General features: G+C 37.3%; 19 protein-coding genes and 1 other annotated feature. Of the genes, 3 read left to right on the top strand and 16 right to left on the bottom strand.

Annotated elements, in window-relative coordinates; all coding sequences use genetic code 11:
- Nucleotides 1-87 precede the first annotated feature (87 nt).
- The 10 genes from RV13_RS13930 to RV13_RS13975 all read right to left on the bottom strand — a co-directional run bounded on the left by RV13_RS13930 (nt 88) and on the right by RV13_RS13975 (nt 10134).
- Nucleotides 88-1449 (bottom strand): TrkH family potassium uptake protein, encoded by a 1362-nt coding sequence (locus tag RV13_RS13930; protein WP_010744510.1) that lies wholly within the window; start codon nt 1447-1449, stop codon nt 88-90.
- Between the two features lie 33 nt (nt 1450-1482).
- Nucleotides 1483-2115, bottom strand: a complete 633-nt coding sequence (locus RV13_RS13935; protein WP_010744509.1) for a V-type ATP synthase subunit D — start codon at nt 2113-2115, stop codon at nt 1483-1485.
- A 4-nt stretch (nt 2116-2119) separates the two neighbouring features.
- Nucleotides 2120-3496 (bottom strand): V-type ATP synthase subunit B, encoded by a 1377-nt coding sequence (locus tag RV13_RS13940; protein WP_010744508.1) that lies wholly within the window; start codon nt 3494-3496, stop codon nt 2120-2122.
- Nucleotides 3489-5270: a V-type ATP synthase subunit A gene (locus RV13_RS13945; protein ID WP_010744507.1), complete on the bottom strand. Its 1782-nt coding sequence runs from the start codon at nt 5268-5270 to the stop codon at nt 3489-3491. The genes RV13_RS13940 and RV13_RS13945 overlap by 8 nt, the downstream gene beginning before the upstream one ends.
- A gap of 13 nt (nt 5271-5283) precedes the next feature.
- Nucleotides 5284-5595 carry a V-type ATP synthase subunit F gene (locus RV13_RS13950; protein WP_010744506.1) on the bottom strand — a complete coding sequence of 104 codons (312 nt, stop codon included), beginning with the start codon at nt 5593-5595 and terminating at the stop codon, nt 5284-5286.
- Nucleotides 5585-6580 (bottom strand): V-type ATPase subunit, encoded by a 996-nt coding sequence (locus RV13_RS13955; RefSeq protein ID WP_010744505.1) that lies wholly within the window; start codon nt 6578-6580, stop codon nt 5585-5587. The genes RV13_RS13950 and RV13_RS13955 overlap by 11 nt, the downstream gene beginning before the upstream one ends.
- A 57-nt stretch (nt 6581-6637) precedes the next feature.
- Entirely contained in the window at nt 6638-7222 is a 585-nt protein-coding gene (locus tag RV13_RS13960; protein ID WP_010744504.1) for a hypothetical protein, read from the bottom strand.
- A gap of 151 nt (nt 7223-7373) precedes the next feature.
- Complete coding sequence (locus RV13_RS13965) at nt 7374-7844, bottom strand: V-type ATP synthase subunit K (RefSeq protein ID WP_010744503.1); 471 nt, start codon at nt 7842-7844, stop codon at nt 7374-7376.
- 18 nt (nt 7845-7862) lie between these two features.
- On the bottom strand, nt 7863-9824 hold the full coding sequence (locus RV13_RS13970; protein WP_010744502.1) for a V-type ATP synthase subunit I: 1962 nt from the start codon (nt 9822-9824) through the stop codon (nt 7863-7865).
- Complete coding sequence (locus RV13_RS13975) at nt 9814-10134, bottom strand: hypothetical protein (protein WP_010744501.1); 321 nt, start codon at nt 10132-10134, stop codon at nt 9814-9816. The genes RV13_RS13970 and RV13_RS13975 overlap by 11 nt, the downstream gene beginning before the upstream one ends.
- A 49-nt stretch (nt 10135-10183) precedes the next feature.
- Nucleotides 10184-10231: a sequence feature (sodium ion sensor (DUF1646 type); this cis-regulatory element may regulate processes involved in with the transportation of sodium ions), on the bottom strand.
- Between the two features lie 219 nt (nt 10232-10450).
- Here RV13_RS13975 and RV13_RS13980 point away from each other — a divergent pair.
- The 3 genes from RV13_RS13980 (at nt 10451) to RV13_RS13990 (ending at nt 13282) form a co-directional block, all read left to right on the top strand.
- Nucleotides 10451-11173 (top strand): gamma-glutamyl-gamma-aminobutyrate hydrolase family protein, encoded by a 723-nt coding sequence (locus tag RV13_RS13980; protein ID WP_010744500.1) that lies wholly within the window; start codon nt 10451-10453, stop codon nt 11171-11173.
- 158 nt (nt 11174-11331) lie between these two features.
- The gene (locus RV13_RS13985) at nt 11332-12009 is read left to right on the top strand and encodes an ABC transporter ATP-binding protein (RefSeq protein ID WP_010744499.1); all 678 of its coding nucleotides are present in this window, start codon (nt 11332-11334) and stop codon (nt 12007-12009) included.
- A gap of 1 nt (nt 12010) precedes the next feature.
- A complete protein-coding gene (locus RV13_RS13990) occupies nt 12011-13282 on the top strand; it encodes an ABC transporter permease (protein WP_010744498.1) in 1272 nt (423 codons plus the stop codon).
- A 45-nt stretch (nt 13283-13327) separates the two neighbouring features.
- Here the strand turns inward: RV13_RS13990 and RV13_RS13995 are convergent, their stop codons facing one another.
- The 6 genes from RV13_RS13995 to RV13_RS14020 all read right to left on the bottom strand — a co-directional run bounded on the left by RV13_RS13995 (nt 13328) and on the right by RV13_RS14020 (nt 18687).
- Nucleotides 13328-14776: an alanine/glycine:cation symporter family protein gene (locus RV13_RS13995; RefSeq protein WP_010744497.1), complete on the bottom strand. Its 1449-nt coding sequence runs from the start codon at nt 14774-14776 to the stop codon at nt 13328-13330.
- 192 nt (nt 14777-14968) lie between these two features.
- Nucleotides 14969-15784: an aldo/keto reductase gene (locus RV13_RS14000; protein WP_010744496.1), complete on the bottom strand. Its 816-nt coding sequence runs from the start codon at nt 15782-15784 to the stop codon at nt 14969-14971.
- Nucleotides 15785-15856: 72 nt separating this feature from the next.
- Entirely contained in the window at nt 15857-17116 is a 1260-nt protein-coding gene (locus tag RV13_RS14005; protein ID WP_060789361.1) for an ABC transporter permease, read from the bottom strand.
- Nucleotides 17109-18008: an ABC transporter ATP-binding protein gene (locus RV13_RS14010; RefSeq protein WP_010744494.1), complete on the bottom strand. Its 900-nt coding sequence runs from the start codon at nt 18006-18008 to the stop codon at nt 17109-17111. Before RV13_RS14010 ends, RV13_RS14005 begins: the two co-directional genes overlap by 8 nt.
- A gap of 11 nt (nt 18009-18019) precedes the next feature.
- Nucleotides 18020-18484 (bottom strand): hypothetical protein, encoded by a 465-nt coding sequence (locus tag RV13_RS14015; protein ID WP_010744493.1) that lies wholly within the window; start codon nt 18482-18484, stop codon nt 18020-18022.
- A complete protein-coding gene (locus RV13_RS14020; protein WP_010744492.1) occupies nt 18481-18687 on the bottom strand; it encodes a helix-turn-helix transcriptional regulator in 207 nt (68 codons plus the stop codon). Before RV13_RS14020 ends, RV13_RS14015 begins: the two co-directional genes overlap by 4 nt.
- Between the last annotated feature and the right edge of the window lie 23 nt (nt 18688-18710).

An 18710-nucleotide genomic window follows, 5' to 3' on the forward strand; every position in this document is an offset into this window, starting at 1 on the left:
CAAGAGAGTCCACTGTTAAAAGTGTGGACTCTTTTGATTTTCTTTAATATGAAAAAAAGTTCATTGGAAAATTCCAATGAACTTTTTTTAGCCAATTATGACACTCTCTTCTGGAAGTTTATAATGTCCACCATTCGCTTTCTTCATTAAACGCATAGTCAGTGAGAAGCCCACTGTTAAAATACCGACTCTACCAATATACATTAAGGCAATAATTAAAAGTTTTCCCATTAAACTTAAACTCGGGGTCAAGCCCATTGTAAGACCAACTGTGCCAAAAGCGGAGAAAGTCTCAAATAGTAAATACTCAATCCCCCGAAAACGTGGAAGTACTTCTGTAACCGACATGACCATTGTTACCGCAATACATAAGGTTAATGTAATGAAAAAAAGTGTAAGTGCTCGTGAAACAACTGACGGTCTAATCGTGCGATGAAACGCTTCTGCGTGTACCCGTCCCTTCAACATAGAAATTGTTTGAATGAGCAATACACCAAATGTTGTTGTTTTTAGCCCTCCTGCTGTTGATCCAGAAGTTCCGCCAATGAACATCAAAACGATTGTAAATAAAATACCCGCTTGACTGACATTCCCATAATCAACAGAAAAATATCCCGCAGTCCGGGCCGTTACTGACATGAAAAGCATATTTGCAAAACGATTGATTGGCGATGTATCATTAACAATAAAACGGCCCCCTGATTCAGAAACGTAAAAGACAATGGTTCCGAAAACTAACAAACTAATTGACACCGTTAAAGCCAACTTACTATGAAGACTTAATTTCTTAGTTTTACGAAAGGCCATCAAATCCTGCCAAACAATAAACCCTAGTCCACCAGCAATGATTAATCCCGAAATTACTAATAACACGTACGCATTTCCTTGAAAACCAACTAGGCTATCACCAAATAAATCAAATCCAGCATTACAAAATGCCGAGATAGAGTGAAAAATAGCGTACCAAATGCCTTTTCCAATCCCATAAGTAGGAATAAAATCAACTGCCAATAAGATTGCTCCTAGCAGTTGAAAACCAATTGCAAAACGTAAAATATAGTACATCAGCTTAATCACGCCAGAAAGACCATCTAGGTTCAAGGACTCACTAATAATAATCCGTGTCACCAAGCCAACTTTTCTTTTCATGACTGCAAAGAAAATAAAAGGCATCATCATAAATCCTAAACCACCTACTTCAATCAGACCTAAAATGATTAGTTGCCCACCCATATTCCAATGTTCACTGGTTGTCAACGTCGTTAGTCCAGTAACACAAGTTGCCGAAGTTGCTGTAAATAAGGCATCTATAAACGGAGTACCTTCTCCTGAGTTTGTGAACATAGGCAAGGTTAACAATACACTCCCAAATAAAATGATTCCTCCGAAACCCAAAGCAATAAATTGAATAGGGTAGATTTTAAACGGCCAACGTTTTTCTTTATTCATAGATTCCTACCTTCAAAAAAAGGCACTACTTTCTCAAGTAGTACCCATATTTTTAACTTTAATCATTCGAGTCACTTCAGCACGTTCATTTTCTTCCAGCTTCATTTGGATAAAGTAGATGGTTTCTTCTAACTGTGGAATCGTCATATATTCCAGTGCATTCACACGACGACGCGTCTTCTCAATTTCTTTTGCCATTAATTGACACGTTTTTTCAATTTCAGTTAACTCTAATAACTTTGGTAAAACTTCGGTGAATTTTTGTATACTCTGATCGAGGTCATCATTGGAATTCAAGAAACCATATTCCAATGGTCCATCTGATAATTCAGATTCGTGCTGAAAATTCATTATCGGCACCTTCACGCTCATCACATCTTTTTCGATCACATCAAGAGATACACGCTCTTTAGGAACAGCTAACAATTCTTCAATATACTTATCATTTAATAATGCATCTGCTACTGAGAAACTCTTCATTGCCCGCTGCAGTTCTTCCTCAACTTCAGCACGCATTTTGTTATTCTTTTTGACCAATAGGATAAAACGCCGCATCAGCTCATCCTGCTTGTCCTTTAAAAGTTTATGTCCACGGCTCGCAGTTGTCAACTGCTTTTTTAATCGTGTGAGCTCCATCCGGGTTGGATTGACATTTAATTTCACCATAGGATCAAGCTCCCTCTGTTAAATATTCGTCCAACATGTCATCTTTGATTCGTTTCAACTCAGTACGCGGCAGCATGGCTAACAGCTCCCAGCCAAGATCTAAAGTTTCTTCAATCGAACGATTTTCATAGAACCCTTGATTGACGTATTCTTCTTCAAATCGTTCCGCAAATTTTGCATAGATTTTGTCAACATCTGACAAAGCGGAATCACCTAAAACGACCGCTAACTCTTTTGCTTGTTTTCCTTGCGCATAGGCAGCAAAGAGCTGATTCATCGTCGGAGCATGATCCTTACGAGTTTTACCTTCCCCTGTCCCTTTATCTTTTAGTCGAGAAAGAGAGGGCAAAACATCAATTGGTGGTTGAATTCCATTTTTATCTAATTCACGCGACAAAATAATTTGCCCTTCTGTAATGTAACCAGTTAAATCGGGAATCGGATGAGTCTTATCATCTTCAGGCATCGTAAGAATAGGAATCTGAGTAACCGAACCTTTTAAACCACGAATACGACCAGCACGTTCATAAAGCGTAGCTAAGTTCGTATAAAGGTAACCTGGATAACCACGTCGACCAGGAACTTCTCTCCGTGCGGCGGATATTTCACGCAAAGCTTCACAATAGTTAGTCATATCCGTCATAATAACCAATACGTGCATTCCTTTTTCATACGCTAAATACTCTGCAGCCGTCAATGCCATTCGAGGTGTTGCGATCCGCTCAATTGCCGGATCATTTGCCAAATTCATGAATACAACTGACCGGTCGATTGCTCCAGTCTGACGAAAATCTTCCATAAAGAATTCAGCTTCTTCAAAAGTAATACCTATCCCGGCAAAAACTACCGCGAAGTCATCTTCTTTATTTAAAACGGTTGCCTGACGAGCAATTTGTGCTGCTAGCTCCTTGTGAGGCAAACCAAATCCTGAGAAAACTGGTAATTTCTGACCGCGAACCAACGTATTTAAATGGTCGATAGCAGAAATTCCCGTTTGAATAAATTCATCAGGATAATCACGAGAAACTGGATTAATTACTTCACCATTAATATCAACATTTTTTTCTGCCAATATTTCTGGTCCACCATCTTTCGGTCGACCCAAACCGTCAAAAACGCGGCCAACCATATCTTCTGAAACACCTAGCTCTAATGGATGTCCTAAAAAACGTGCGGTTGATTCTTTCAAATTAATACCGCTAGTTCCCTCGAATATCTGTACTAATGCTTTGTCCTCATGAATTTCTAGTACTTGCCCTCGACGTAATTCCCCATTATTCAATCGAATTTCTAGTAGCTCTTCATATTTGATGCCTTCCACTTTATCAATTGCCATCAAAGGTCCGACCACTTCATTGATGGTTCTGTATTCCTTAATCATTGGTCATTCCTCCTTCTGCAATAATCGCTTGAATTTCTGAAACGATATCTAAATGAATTTGATCCAGCTTCTCTAACTCATTCTCAGGGATATACTTACTTCGAGCAATTCTATCCCTTAATGTAACTGTCCCATCCATGATTTCTTTCAAATAGGTACCCAGCTCCAAAGCACGTTGACCTTCTTTATTAAAGGTTAAAATGTTTTGAATCATCTTGAATTGTTTTTCTCTCGAAGTAAACGTATCTATATCGTCAAAAGCATTTTGCTGCAAATAATCTTCACGCAACGATTTTGCAACTTCCAATGTCAAACGATCTTTTTCTGATAGCGAATCAATTCCGACTAAACGAACGATCTCATTCAATTCAGATTCCTTTTGTAGCATTCTCATACCATCTGCTACCATTTGTGACCAATTCGCCTGTAAATCATTGTCTAGATACTTACCAACTTCTGAAGAATATAAAGAATAGCTTTGCAGCCAGTCAATTGATGGAAAATGGCGTTGTTGCGCTAATGTAGCACTTAATCCCCAAAAGACTTTTACTACTCGTAATGTATTTTGAGTTACTGGCTCAGATGTATCACCACCAGATGGAGATACGGCACTAATAGCTGTGATCGAACCTTCACGTCCATCATTTCCTAAAGCAATGACACGACCAGAGCGTTCATAATATTCCGCCAGACGACTTCCTAAATAAGCTGGATATCCTTCGTCTCCAGGCATTTCTTCTAAACGTCCACTCATTTCTCGTAACGCTTCTGCCCAGCGAGAAGTTGAATCGGCCATGATCGCAATATTGTAGCCCATATCACGGAAATATTCAGCAATGGTGATTCCCGTGTAGATTGAAGCTTCACGGGCAGCAACCGGCATGTTTGACGTATTAGCAATCAAGATTGTACGTTCCATCAAGGATTCTCCTGTAGTAGGATCAATCAATTCAGGAAATTCATTCAACACATCGGTCATTTCATTTCCACGTTCACCACAGCCTACATACACCACAAGGTCTACATCGGCCCATTTAGCGATCTGATGCTGAACCACTGTTTTCCCAGCACCAAATGGCCCAGGTACTGCTGCTGCGCCTCCCTTTACAACTGGGAAAAAGGTATCAATAACTCTTTGCCCAGTAATCATTGGCGCCTCTGGATTCAATTTCTCAGAAACAGGGCGTCCACGTCGAACGGGCCACTTTTGAAGCATTGAAAATTCTTGAATACCATTTGGGGTTTCAATCACATACACGGTATCATCTATTGTAAACTCACCTGATGTAATTTTTTTCAAGGTTCCTTTAATTCCGTTTGGAACCATGATTTTATGTGTAATGATTTTAGTCTCTTTGACTGTTCCTACTATGTCTCCGGCAGATACAGTGATCCCTTCTTCAACAGAAGCTTCAAACCACCATTTTTTTGTATGATCTAAAGCTGGGATTTGGACTCCACGACTTAAAAAATTACTGTCAGTTTGATCTTTAAAAGTATCTAATGGTCGTTGAATCCCATCAAACATTTGAGAAACGATCCCTGGTCCTAATTCAACCGAAAGCGCCTCTCCTGTTGTCCTAACTGGTTCGCCTGGTCCGATTCCTGCGGTTTCTTCATAAACCTGGATGGAAGCAACATCCCCACGCATCTCAATGATTTCGCCGATAACCCCAAGGTCACCTACGTAACAAATATCTTGAATGGCTGCTTGCTCCATATGTTCTGCCAATACTAATGGACCAGAAACTTTTATTATTCTACCTTCTTGCAAGTTATTAGCTCCTTTATAAAATATTCTGTCCGACTGCCCGCTCTACTTGTCCTTGTATCATGGACTTACCGATTCCTAACGTTCCTTCATGATTAGGAATCAGAACGATTGCCGGAATCATCTTTTCTTCATAACGTTTAATTGTTTCGGGAACAAGCTGAGCAAACTCTTCCGTAATATAAATGATGCCATAATCATTTTGGGCCATTTCTTCAATTTGCTGACGAATGACCTGTTTATCCTTTATCGTTCGAGTATCAAAATCAAAGAGTTTAAAAGGCAAGACAGAATCTTTGTCACCAATCGCACCAATTTTATGTGCCATATGTCTCACGCATCCTCTCTCTCATTTGTTCTTCCGTCAATCCAATTCGTTTGCCAGTAATAATTAGACGAAGATTTTTTGTTTCGATCGACTTTGCATTCAAAAGAGCAAGTACTGGCAGAGGACCAAAAGCGTGTGTCTGCGCAGTTTCATAAAAGCTTGTTAAATAGTCGTCACAAAGTCTTTCCAATTGACTTAAATCAATTGTGCTGCCTTCAATACTTGGTTCAATGATTTCACCGTAAGAGGTTGTCCTAAGGTAATTAATCAATTGATCTGATCCAAGCTCAACACAATCCAATAATTCTTCTTTTGGAATACTTCCATGGCTGGATAAAGCTGTCGACATGAAATTACGACTTCTTTTTTGTTTAATCCCACGAGCAACCATCAAAATATTCGTGAAGTCAATGAAGCTGACAACTTCCTTCAAAAGTTCCGGCTCGTTTATTTTATCAGCTACTTTTCGCTGGCAATATAAATATTTACGATCCAAAATAATATCGATCCCCTGTAAGCTATTAGATTCTTCAAAATGCTCACGGACTTCCTGAATACTTTCAAGTAAAATTGCCGGCAATCCACTCGCCATTCCAGTACGAATAGCCGTCTTGATTTGCTCTAATGAATAAAAACCATCATAAATGTAAAGGTCATCAAAATTTTGATCTAATAAATCAGCTTTGATCAACGCTTTGAGGTTATGGAAAGTAAAACGCATTGTGTAAATCCAAATAACGTCTGGATCAGGGACAATTTTAACCAACTCTGTCAATAAATCTTCTTGCGCCTGACCTAAAGCTACTTCGAAGCTATCAAAAAAATTATCAGTTAGATAGTCACCATAAATAGTCCCTCTGAAAAGAGCCTCAATTTCCGATAAATCATTTGCTTTGATCATTCGAGTCATTAGCTCAGGTGTCAATAGTTCTAATTCTTTCAAACGAACCAGTGGATTCAATTCATGATACGTAGATTGCTTCATTCAATGCCTCCTAATTCGTATTTTTTAACAAACTCTATAAATAAAGTCTACATTTTACTAGTCAAAAAGTGATTCGGCCACTTGGAAACTCTCACGCTGTTGAATCTCTCCAACCAGACTTTGATAAAGAAAGTTGTATTGCACACCCTCTTTATCTAGAATAAATCCTGCTTGACCTTCAATAGTTCCTTCTCCAAAATCTAGACGATAAGAGAGTCTTCTATTTTGCTCGATAAGCCACTCATTTGAAAATACAGTTTGTGATTTTTCTCCGGGAATAAACGTCAAGTCCCCCTGTAATTGCATCTTTTCTAAAGCATGATGAGCAAATTTTTGCTGTTCTTCGGTAGACCAGTCTTCCATCTGAATAACAGCATCAGCAAAGACGCGTTCCAATATCGCTTGTTTTTGATTTAAAATCATTTGTTTTTGAGCAATCTGCTGCCGATTTGTAGCCTGCTTGTAGTTGTTTTCTAGATTTTTCAAGCTTTTTTCCAAGCGTTTTTGATGTTCTATTTCTATTTCTGATAGTTCCGCCTGAAACTCTTGATCAATCCGATTCGTCTCTTTTTCTTTCAACTGAAGCTGTTCTAATTCAGCCTGCTGATTCAATTGCTCGACTATCTTTTCGATTGCTTCCATTAAAAAACTCCTTATTCGTACTAAGGTATTTATCTTTTCAGTAAGAAAAAATAATTCCGATTCTTATGACGTAAATTATTCTTATCTTTTATAGTTTTAGCGTGTTTATATCTTTCCTAAACAGTCATCTGCTAAATAAGGATAAATATTTTTACACTTGTCCTACTAATAAGAACGAGATAACGAAACCTAAAATTGCATACGTTTCAACCATAGCAGCATAGATAATCCCTTTAGTTGAATGTTCAGGTTTTTTAGCTAAAATTTGAATACCTGCTGCAGCAACTTTCCCTTGTGCAATCCCTGAAAATAATCCTGTGAAAGCAATCGGTAATGATGCGCCTAAATAGCCTAACCCTTGAACAACTGATAAATCCCCAGACAGATTTGTAAAGATCAAGAATGCTATAACGAAACCATACAGCCCTTGAGTCCCTGGTAATAATTGTAAAATCAATGCTTGACCAAATTTTTCCGGTTGACTAGTTGTTAATGCTGCAGCCGCTTCACCGGTCATACCTACACCTTTTGAAGAACCGATTCCTGAAAAAATTGTCGCTGTCGCCATTCCTAAAATCGCAAAAATAATACCGCCACTGTTGTTAATCAAATACTCCATCATTGTTTAAAATTCCTCCAATTATTTTTCTTGTTCTATATTTACATATTTTTCTTCTGTTTTTAATGGATTAAAAGCTCGTCCGCCGCCTTCATAAAACTTCCCAAAAAATTCTACATATTGTAAACGAGCCCCATGAACATAAGCTGACAATAAAGATAAAAATATATTCAACCCATGAAGCGCCAGCATCAACAATATTCCAACACTAAAACGTGCTACTGGTGGCATATAACCCACTAACATATTAAATGCTGCAGCAATACTTCCCCCTGAAATACCCAAGGCCATTAAACGTGTGTAACTAACTAAATCGCCTATATAACTAGTAATTCCATAAAGGTTGTACGCACCTTTTGCTAATCCCTTAATCTTAGATTTTGCCTGCAACATCGGCGTAACAATGATCATAAGGGCGCTTAAAACAGCAAGAGCCACACCAATCACAAATAACGCTTGATTGTTAAACAACATTTTCCCCAATCCTCCGATGATTGCACCAACCATGATTCCTTGCCAAGCGAATCCATCGGAAACAGCACCAAGGTAATTCTTTGCCTTTATATTTTCTCTTGCAGCTAAACCTAATCCAATAAAAATTTGAATCACACCAAAAACGATTGATAAAATCAAAATACTAATGACATCGTTACTAGTTGACAGGATAGGTGTGTAGCCAAGCGAGAATCCAAAGAATGAATTATATATCAATCCCCATAATATTGTAGGAATTGATAAAATTTGGAAGAAACGCATAAATCGTCCCATTCCTCTAGGCAAGACAGTTCTCAACGCAATTGTCGTAGCAATAAGCATCAACGCGCCATAACCAGCATCAGCAACCATCATTCCGAAGAACACAAAATAAAATGGCATAAACCAAGGTGTCGGATCAACCTCATGATATTTAGGTAAGCTATACATTTCAGTCAGCATCTCGAATGGTTTCACGACCGCGTGATTTTTAAGTTTTGTTGGAATCTCTTCATTTATTTCGATATCAGTAGGTTCCTCTATCTCTAAATAAAGATTTTCTTTCCCAACCGCTTGGTTCATAAACTCTTCAAATGACTTGAAGGCTTCTGTCTCAAGCCACCCTTGTAGTAGAAATAACTTATCATCCTTAATAAAACGATCATGAATCATCCAACGATTTTTACGCGCAAGTAAAACCTCTTCCGCTGTTTCCAAACGTTGGATAACTATTTTTTTCTGTCCGATTAGTCGAGCCAATTGTTTTTGCTCCTCGACCAGCTCAAGTATTTCTCGTTGAATCACGGTTAACTCAGCCTTAGGCAGAAGTGATCTATTATAATTAAACGTGCTTACACTAAATTGCCGAACCAATTCTTGGACTTCCGTCTGTTCCTCTCGCAAAAATAATAGAACAAAATTAACGCTTTGATCATCACTATATATACTTTCACAATGAATCTGTTTTTCTTTAACTTTTTGTATAAATAAATCCCAAATACTTGCATCAGCAGTTCCTAAAAAACATTTTGATGACCGTAAGCTATATTCATTAGGCAAAAAATCTAACATTTTCCATTTTTGTAGCAGACTTTCTTGTTCTTGCAACTCACGTTGCTTCGAGCTGGCATCAATAAAACGCTTCTCCAAGTCTTGAATACTCTCTAACTCGCTTAACAATGAGGACTCGTCAAACGTATCTTCTAATTTTTGAAGAGTTGCCTGCTGACGTTTAAGGTGAAGCCCTTTTTCTCGACTGCTACCATGATGCTCTACAAATTGTATGGCATGCGTTATTTGCTCTAACTGGTTATCCACTCTTGCAAGGGCATCTTGACTAGGTAAGGGCGCTACTTCTTCAAAATATTGTTCTACCCAATCATTGCTCACAGTTTGCTCAAAAAGATCACGAACTTCCACACCTTGAAATCCTTGAATCGCAGATAGAATTTGTTCACTATGTCCTTGTTGGGCAATCAAGGTCAGTTTACTCATTTTACTAACTGCCATATTCTGAGATCACCCTTTCAATAATTTTTTGAACCGTTTGTTCCTTTTTCTCTAAATAATTGCCTTCCATTTTCTTAATTGCAACTTCTGCACGACTGGTTAGTTCTCGTTCTTCGGTTTCTAACTCTTCAGCTAATGTTCGTTCTCGTTTAGCCAAGGTACTAGAAAAATCTTTTTTTAACTCATCACGTTTCTTTTGCAACAATTGTTTTTTAGTTGACTCGTAATTCGACAGTTCTGCTAGTAAGAGTTCTTTTTTTCTTTCATTTTGTTCTTCAGCAGACTTTATTTTCTCTAAAGCTTCTAACACACAAACCCTCCTTTATATACAAAAAAAGAGCGCAAAACTCTTAAGGTTGCTCTTCTCACCCCTTGAAGAACACGATCCTTGAAGCTTACGCCCAACCATTTTGTATCTATTCAATGAGTCTAGTATATCAAAAAAAGGAATACTCGTAACTATTTTTCCTCAAAAAGGTTAAAAATCTCATATATTAAGCAAGTAAAATCTGCTTTATTTATAGTAGGGTTTTACTCAATAAAAATTAGAAAAAGTTTAAAAACCATAATACTTGCCTTTTCAGTTTTGACTATGGTATCAAGTAATGTAGAAGGAGTGGTCGGTCATGAAAAAAAATATTATTGGAATCGCGGCAAACCAGCATTATCAAAATAATCAAGATTTTTTTGATCAGCAATTTACTTACACCCCACAAGGTTTTATTGATGGTGTACACCAAGCTGGAGGTATCCCAATGTTGTTGCCAATCAGTGATCCTGAACTTGCTAGGGATTATATTGCTTCAATTGATAAATTATTACTTGCTGGTGGTCAAGATGTCACACCATTTCTTTACGGGGAAGAACCTCATCCGAAATTAGGTCCGACAAGTATCGAGCGAGATTCTTTTGAAATGGCATTAATTAAAGAGGCAATCAAACAAAACAAACCAATTTTTACTATTTGCCGTGGAACCCAATTACTGAACGTTACTTTAGGTGGAACATTGTACCAAGATCTTTCACAGTATTCTGATTGGAATGTAAAACATGACATGTTTCCCACCTTACCAGATTTCGGGCTCCACTCAATCACAGTTAACTCTGAATCAACATTAGCTCCCCTTTTTGGTGAACAAGCACAAGTAAACTCTTATCATCATCAAGCGATTAAAGATTTAGCAGAAAATCTTATGCCTATTGCTTGGTCTCAGGATGGTATCGTGGAAGCAGTAGAAAGTCGTGAAAAAAATACTAAAATTCTTGGTGTGCAATGGCACCCTGAATTGACTCAGAAAAAAGATGCAAAAGAGCAACGCCTATTCGATTTCTTCGTTCAAGAGTTTTAATAACAGCAAATAAGGTTCAATCTCTAAATCCGAGATTGAACCTTATTTATTTACATATTCTTACTTTTTCTCAATAAATCCTACTTTAGTACCATTTCATTCGTTTTTAGTTATGGGAGAATCATTTCATAGCTTTTTTAGCTAAAAGGAAGAAAATAATGAATGCAATTGAAGTAAATGATGTGAAAAAGGTGTACAGTTCTGGACCAGCAGCCTTTGAAGCACTAAAAGGGATAAGTTTCACAATTAAGAAGGGAGAATCAATCGCGATTATTGGTAAAAGTGGTTCAGGTAAATCTACCTTAATGCATATTCTTGCGTTACTTGATCGACCGAGCTCCGGAAAAATAGCTTTATTAAACCAAGACACACAAAAGATTAATAAACGAACGCTAAATAAAATGAGAAATGAAACCTTTGGCTTTGTCTTCCAACAATTCTTTATGAACCCTAAAGATACCGTTCTTTCCAACGTTGTCTTACCGCTTAAAATAGCTGGGCTTTCTAGTCGCCAACGAAAAGAAATGGCTATCGATGCATTAGAGGCGGTCGAGCTCAGTGATAAAGCCAATAACAAGGCCAATGATTTATCAGGAGGGCAAAAACAGCGTGTATGCATTGCACGTGCGATCGTCAATCAACCAGAAATTATTTTTGCTGATGAGCCCACCGGAAACTTAGATTCGACTACTGGCGAAAAAATTGAAGAACTTTTATTTAATTTAAATCAGAATAAAGGGATTACCTTGATAATAGTGACTCACGACCCTGAACTCGCAGCTCGTTGTGATCGTCAAATCCATATTAAAGATGGTCAACTATTGGAGGGCGCGTAAAATGAGACTATTTGACATACTTAAATCTGCAAGCTCAAACCTTTGGCGTAACAAAGGTCGAACACTGCTTACAGTTATCGCAATATTAATCGGTGCCTTTACAATCTCACTAACCACTGGTGTGAATAATGGCGTAAATGATTACATTGATCGTCAAATACGCGGAGTTGGCGGAGAGGATCAATTAATGGTTTTTCCTGAATCACAAATGAGTTCTGGTAATGAGGACCCTCAAGAGTATAATCCTGACAAGGGAGCGGGTGCTGATGCAGATTTTTTAACAACAAAGGATCTTGAAAAGATCAAGAGTACTAAAGGAATCCGCAAGGTTGAGCCTTTTCATTTTCTATCTACAGATTATGTTCAACGGCATAACGGAAAAAAATATTTACTCTCTGCTGTAAGTGTCAGCGATATCTCTATTGATCTAGAGTCTGGTCGAGAAGTAAGTAATTCCGGCGAACATTATGAAATCAACTTAGCCCCCGAGTATCTAAAATCATTAGGCTTCAAAAATGCAAAATCTGCACTAAATAAAAAGATAAACATTGCGGTTAGTAGTCAAGCTACTGGAGAACAGGAAATTATCGAGGCAACAATTATCGGTGTTCGAAATGTTAGTTTGATTCAACAAGGACAATCTATTATGAGCAAGGCATTATCTGATAAAATTGTCAGTATAAATGAAAATGGTTTGCCTGAAAATATGAAGAGCAAGTATAGTACTCTTTTTGCAACAATGGATAAAAACTTATCAAAAAAACAAATCGATCAATTAAAAAATCGTTTGTCTAAAAAAGGGTTCAGTTCAATGACTGTTGAAGATGAAATTGGCATGATACGACAAGTAGTTAATGCTATTACTGGTGTACTCACTCTATTTGGCGCAATCGCATTATTGGCTGCAAGTTTTGGCATAATCAACACCTTATATATGTCTGTGCAAGATCGAACACGTGAAATCGGTTTGATGAAAGCGATGGGAATGGGACGACTGAAAGTCTTCTTAACTTTCAGCGTTGAAGCACTCTTAATTGGCTTTTGGGGAGGAATCACCGGAATAGCTGGAGCTATCGTTGCAGGGAATCTTCTAAATGATTTTGCTGCCACCTCCTTTTTAGATGGATTAACTGGTTTAACCCTGCTACAATTTTCGTGGCTTTCTATGCTGATCATTTTAGTGATTATTATGTTCATTGCTTTTTTAGCAGGAACTTTTCCAGCAAATCGAGCTGCCCGTCTAGATCCAATTAACGCTTTACGCTATGAATAAAAAGAAGCTATAGCAAAAAATTGCTATAGCCTCTTTTATTCTTTATTAGTCATCTTCAATAGTTGTCTCTGATACTGAGAATGTTGATAAATCAGTCGTTTCACCTGTAGACAAACGTTCAAAATAGGATTTTGTCTCTTTAAATACCACAGGACTTAGTAAAATCAGGGCAATGATATTTGGAAATGCCATTAATCCATTAAAAATATCGGCAATTGTCCATACCGCAGAAACTGTCAAATACGGCCCAATAAATACCGCTAAGATATAAACCAGACGAAATGCAGATGAAAACTTCGTGTTCCCTCCAGTCAAATAACTTAAACAACGCTCCGAGTAGTAATTCCAGCCTAAAATCGTGGTAAAGGCAAAAAATGCTAAACATGTCATTAATAGTAAAGACGCAATGGTTTGCGAAATTGGTAATGCTTCTGAGAAGGCAAAAATCGTCACTGCGGAACCCTCTAGACCAGTTTCCCATGCCCCTGTAAGAATAATTGCCATACCAGTCATATTACAAACAACTAACGTATCAATAAAAGTACCCGTCATAGATACTAAACCTTGTCGTACAGGTTCTTTCGACTGTGCAGCTGCTGCCGCAATTGGCGCACTACCTAATCCAGATTCATTTGAAAAGATTCCTCGAGCAATCCCTTTTTGCATGGCGATCATCATTGCCCCCATTGCACCACCAGAAACTGCGCGTAAGCCAAACGCACTTTGGAAAATTTCAATAATAACTCCTGGTAATTTTGTGATATTCACAATGATCATGAACAAACAAAGTCCTACATAAATGACGATCATTAAAGGAACAATAATCTCAGACACTCTTGCAATACGTTGTACACCACCAATTAGAACAATAGCAACAAGAACTGTCACTACAATACCCGTGAGAATAACTGCCCATGAATATTCATTACCAAAAAGGGTAATCGTATTCACTTTATTAGGATCAAAAAATGTTTCTGCTGCTGAAGTAATCCCATTAATTTGAGCGATTGTACCAATTCCAATTAGTCCAGCAATTGCTCCAAAAAAGGCAAACATCTTCGCTAGCCATTTCCACTTTTGTCCCAATCCATTTTCAATGTAATAGAATGGACCACCTAGTGCTTTTCCATGGTCATCGAACGTACGGTATTTGACCGCCAGTAGCCCCTCTGCATACTTTGTGGCCATTCCTAACAAGCCAGCTAACTCTAACCAAAACAGGGCACCTGGACCTCCCGCAACAATTGCCGTAGCAACGCCTACAATATTACCTGTACCAATTGTAGCTGATAGCGCTGTACATAAAGCTTGGAAACTTGTGACATCTCCTTGTCCACCCTCTTCATTTTTCACCATGTACTTCAGGGCAAGAGGCAAACGACGAACTTGAATCATCCGGCAACCAACAGTTAAAATAATACCAATTCCTAAAATTAAGACGATCATTGGTGCTCCCCAAATCACAGAATTAATTTTCAATAAAATATCACCCATCAAATTCCTCCCTTTTTCTAGTTATTCTATCATAAAAATAATTCACAAACTCTTTTTCAATTAAAAAAATTTTCATTCTTGTTTTTATGGACAGAAAAGATTCAGCATTTTTCATTGGAAAATACACAAAAACACGTATAACAAATATGAATTATATCTGTTATACATGTCTCTTTTCTTCTAAAAACTTTATTAGAAATCAAAATTATCAGGATCGGCACCAAGACGTTCATTAATATTTAAACTATCTATTTGATTCATATCTTCTTCACTCAGTTCAAAATCAAAAACGTCAAAATTTTCTTTAATACGATTTTCATGAACAGATTTTGGAATAACAATGATATCACTCTGCAGATGCCAGCGAATAATAACCTGTGCAGCAGTTTTATCATATTTTTGTCCAATCTCAACAAGTGTTTCGTTTTGTAATATCTTACCTTGTCCTAGCGGCGACCATGCTTCAATAGCAATATCTTCTTTAGACAAAAAGTCACGTAGCTGAACTTGTGTTAACGTCGGATGTAGTTCAATTTGATTGACCATTGGTTTAATTTTTGCCGTTGTCATTAATTCTTCAATGTGATGCTGATGGAAGTTTGAGACACCAATTGCTTTAGCACGACCGTTCTCATAAATTTCTTCCATTGCTCGCCAAGAATCATTGAATTTTCCTTCAACAGGCCAATGGATCAAATATAAATCTACATAGTCTAGTCCTAAACGCTCTAAACTATCATTAAACGCTTGATGAGCAGATTCATACCCTTGATCGGCATTCCAAAGCTTAGTGGTGATAAATAAATCTCCTCGGTTCACTCCAGCTTGACGAATCCCCTCACCGACTCCTTCTTCATTTTTGTACACAGCTGCTGTATCAATCAGTTGGTAGCCATTACTTATGGCCCATTTAACAGAATTCGTAGCATCATCATCATTCACACGCCAAACACCTAAACCTAATCGAGGCATTTCGAGACCATTTGCTAATTTTTTCATCTTATCCATCAAATTTCCTCCTTCTAGTTTGTGTTTCAATTCTATTGTGAAAGACTTTGATTCAACGGTCAACAGATTTGTCTATTTCTTTTTCCGATCATTTTGCATAATAGAAATTGATTGTTTTAAAGCACTAAGCGTTCCGCCTTCACTATAGACTAAGACATTTGACTTATACAATTGTGCTGAGAAAAGTGTCAGTAAAATCGTAAAGACTATCAAAATTCCTAAAGAGACAAATGCGCTGGACATTGCGGCTGTACCTGATGCTAAACGCAACGGCATACTGTACGACGATAAAAATGGAATGTACGAAGTAACCTTGATGATTACATTGGTTGGATTAGAGGTCCCTAGAATTAAACCTAACATATAACCAATCATCGAAAGATACATCACTGGTTGGATCGCTTTTGCAGTATCCTCTGGTTTGCTTACTAACGAGCCGCATAAGGCAGATAGAACAGCGTATAAAAAGAGCCCAACCAACATAAAGGCAATAATCGCCAAGGCACCGCTTCCCAGTAACGATTTAATAGATACGTTATTGATAAGATCTTTTACCATAGCAACGTCTTTGAATTGTCGATAACCAAACACGACAGCTACACCATAAATTAATAACTGGGTTAAGGCCACTAACAAGACACCCAATAATTTCCCATAATAATGCGTTTTAGCCTTCATACTTGACAGTAGGACTTCCATGATACGTGTTCCTTTTTCTGAGGCAATTTCTTGAGCGATAATTGACGAATAACTAATAATAAACACAAACATAATGATAGTAGTTAAAAAACTCAAAATAAACTGGGTTCCTGAATCTCCCCCATCACTTTGCATCTTTCCATTCTCAAAAGTCACTTTAGTAGATTCGAATTTTGCCGGCTCCATAACCTTCTGTACTTGTGCAGTTGTTAAATTTAACTGATTGGCACGAATAGTCGCTTGCATTGAACTTAAAATCTGCTGCAACTGCGTCTCAGTCGAGGTTCCTAGAGAAGCTTTACTATAGAGCTTTCCTGAAACATTCTCCTGACTCATCTTAAGATCAAGATAAGCATCAACCTTCTTATCTTCTAATTGTTTTTGCGCTTTTTTATCGGAGGATATTATTTTGAAGCTGTAATCCTCACTTTTTGTTTTTGCTAATTGTTCTGCTACTGCTGGCTGATCACTGACAATACCAATTTTATTAATATCATTAGCATCTCCAAAGAAATGTTGTGATAAATAGAAAATGCCCATAACTAAAAATGGTGCAAGGATCATAATGACGAAGGCGGTTGATTTTACATTCTTTTTATAGACATCTTTTATAATAATCCCCATTTTACTCATTTACGGCACCTGCTTTCCATTTAAAAATTTCTTCTAATGTTGGCGGTTGTTGATTAAACATTGGAATATAACCGTCTTTAGTCGCTTGATTAAAGATGTCTTGTCCAGCATCTGGATTTTCCAAAGTAATATCAAAACTACCATCCTCTTTTTGAATCACAGTATGCACACCAGCAAAGGCTTCTATGTCCTCTTTTTTCAAATGAGAATCTAAATATAATTTACTACGTCCAAAAGACTCACGGATTTCATGAACCTTCCCATTAAGAACAGTTTCGCCATTTCTCAACATAATCAGGTGATCACAAATTTTTTCTACGTTATCCATATTATGACTAGAAAATATAACGCAAGATCCCTTCTCTTTTAGTTCAATAATGCCATTCTTTAGTAATTCGGCATTCACCGGATCTAACCCACTGAATGGTTCATCTAAAATGACTAACTTCGGTTCATGAATCAGAGTTGAAATTAATTGAACTTTCTGTTGATTCCCTTTTGATAAAGATTTTACCTTATCTGTTTTTTTCCCTTTGACCTGAAACTTTTCCATCCATTCATCAATTTTCGATGCTATTTCCTGTTTGCTTTTTCCTCTCAATGAGGCAAAGAAAAGCAACTGATTTTCAATTGTAACCTTGGGATAAAGCCCACGTTCTTCTGGTAAATAACCAATGATGTTATAGTCATTACCAGATAATTCATGTCCATCCCACAGAACACTCCCCGAATCTTTTGATAGGAAATCTAGAATTAAACGAAATGTCGTAGTTTTTCCTGCTCCATTTTGCCCAATCAATCCTAAAATCTTTCCATCTTCGATCGTAAAATTCATATTATCTAACGCTTTGTACGATCCGAAACTTTTACTCAAATTCTCAACCTTTAACATTTTTTCACTCCTTATAATTTCTTTCTAAAATAAAGACAACAAATCAGATAGCTAAATAGAAAAACATAAAGCAAGCTGCTCGCAGTAATCATCAAACTCTCTGAAATAAAGCTGCCAATCATACTTAACATTACTAAAACAACCGCAAGTATATATGCAGTTACTTTTAAAGCCATATTTGAAATTTCTAGGTTACGTTCATCCGTTCTAGCAATCCGTTGTTGTTTCAATTTTTCAGGGTTACGTATCGTACGTTGATTTCTAAAAATAAAAATGATGAAGGCAACACTTATTGAGAGAAAGAAACCCAGCAAATATCCAACAGCATGTTCACTTATTTTTAATTTATACCAATTCGTTCCAACAAATAATATGCCAGAACAACTTAACATAAACAAAATCGTCACTAAATAAATTTTACTCTGCTTTCGTAATTTCTCTGCATATTCACGGTCTGCCTTGGATAGCTCTTTCATTCCTCGTCCTCCTCATCGAAAATGAACACCTCTTCAATTGTTAAGCCAAAAAAACGGGAAATCTTATGGGCTAAAATTAACGAAGCATTGTATTTCCCGTTCTCTAAAGAAATAATGGTTTGTCGTGTTACTTCTAGATAATTCGCCAACTCATTTTGGGTCAGCTTACGTTCTTTACGTAAGGTTTGAATTCGATTTTGCAAATAATCCCCCCTCAATGTATAGC

The sequence above is a fragment of the Enterococcus raffinosus genome, assembly GCF_001886185.1.
GTDB classification, from domain to species: domain Bacteria; phylum Bacillota; class Bacilli; order Lactobacillales; family Enterococcaceae; genus Enterococcus_A; species Enterococcus_A raffinosus.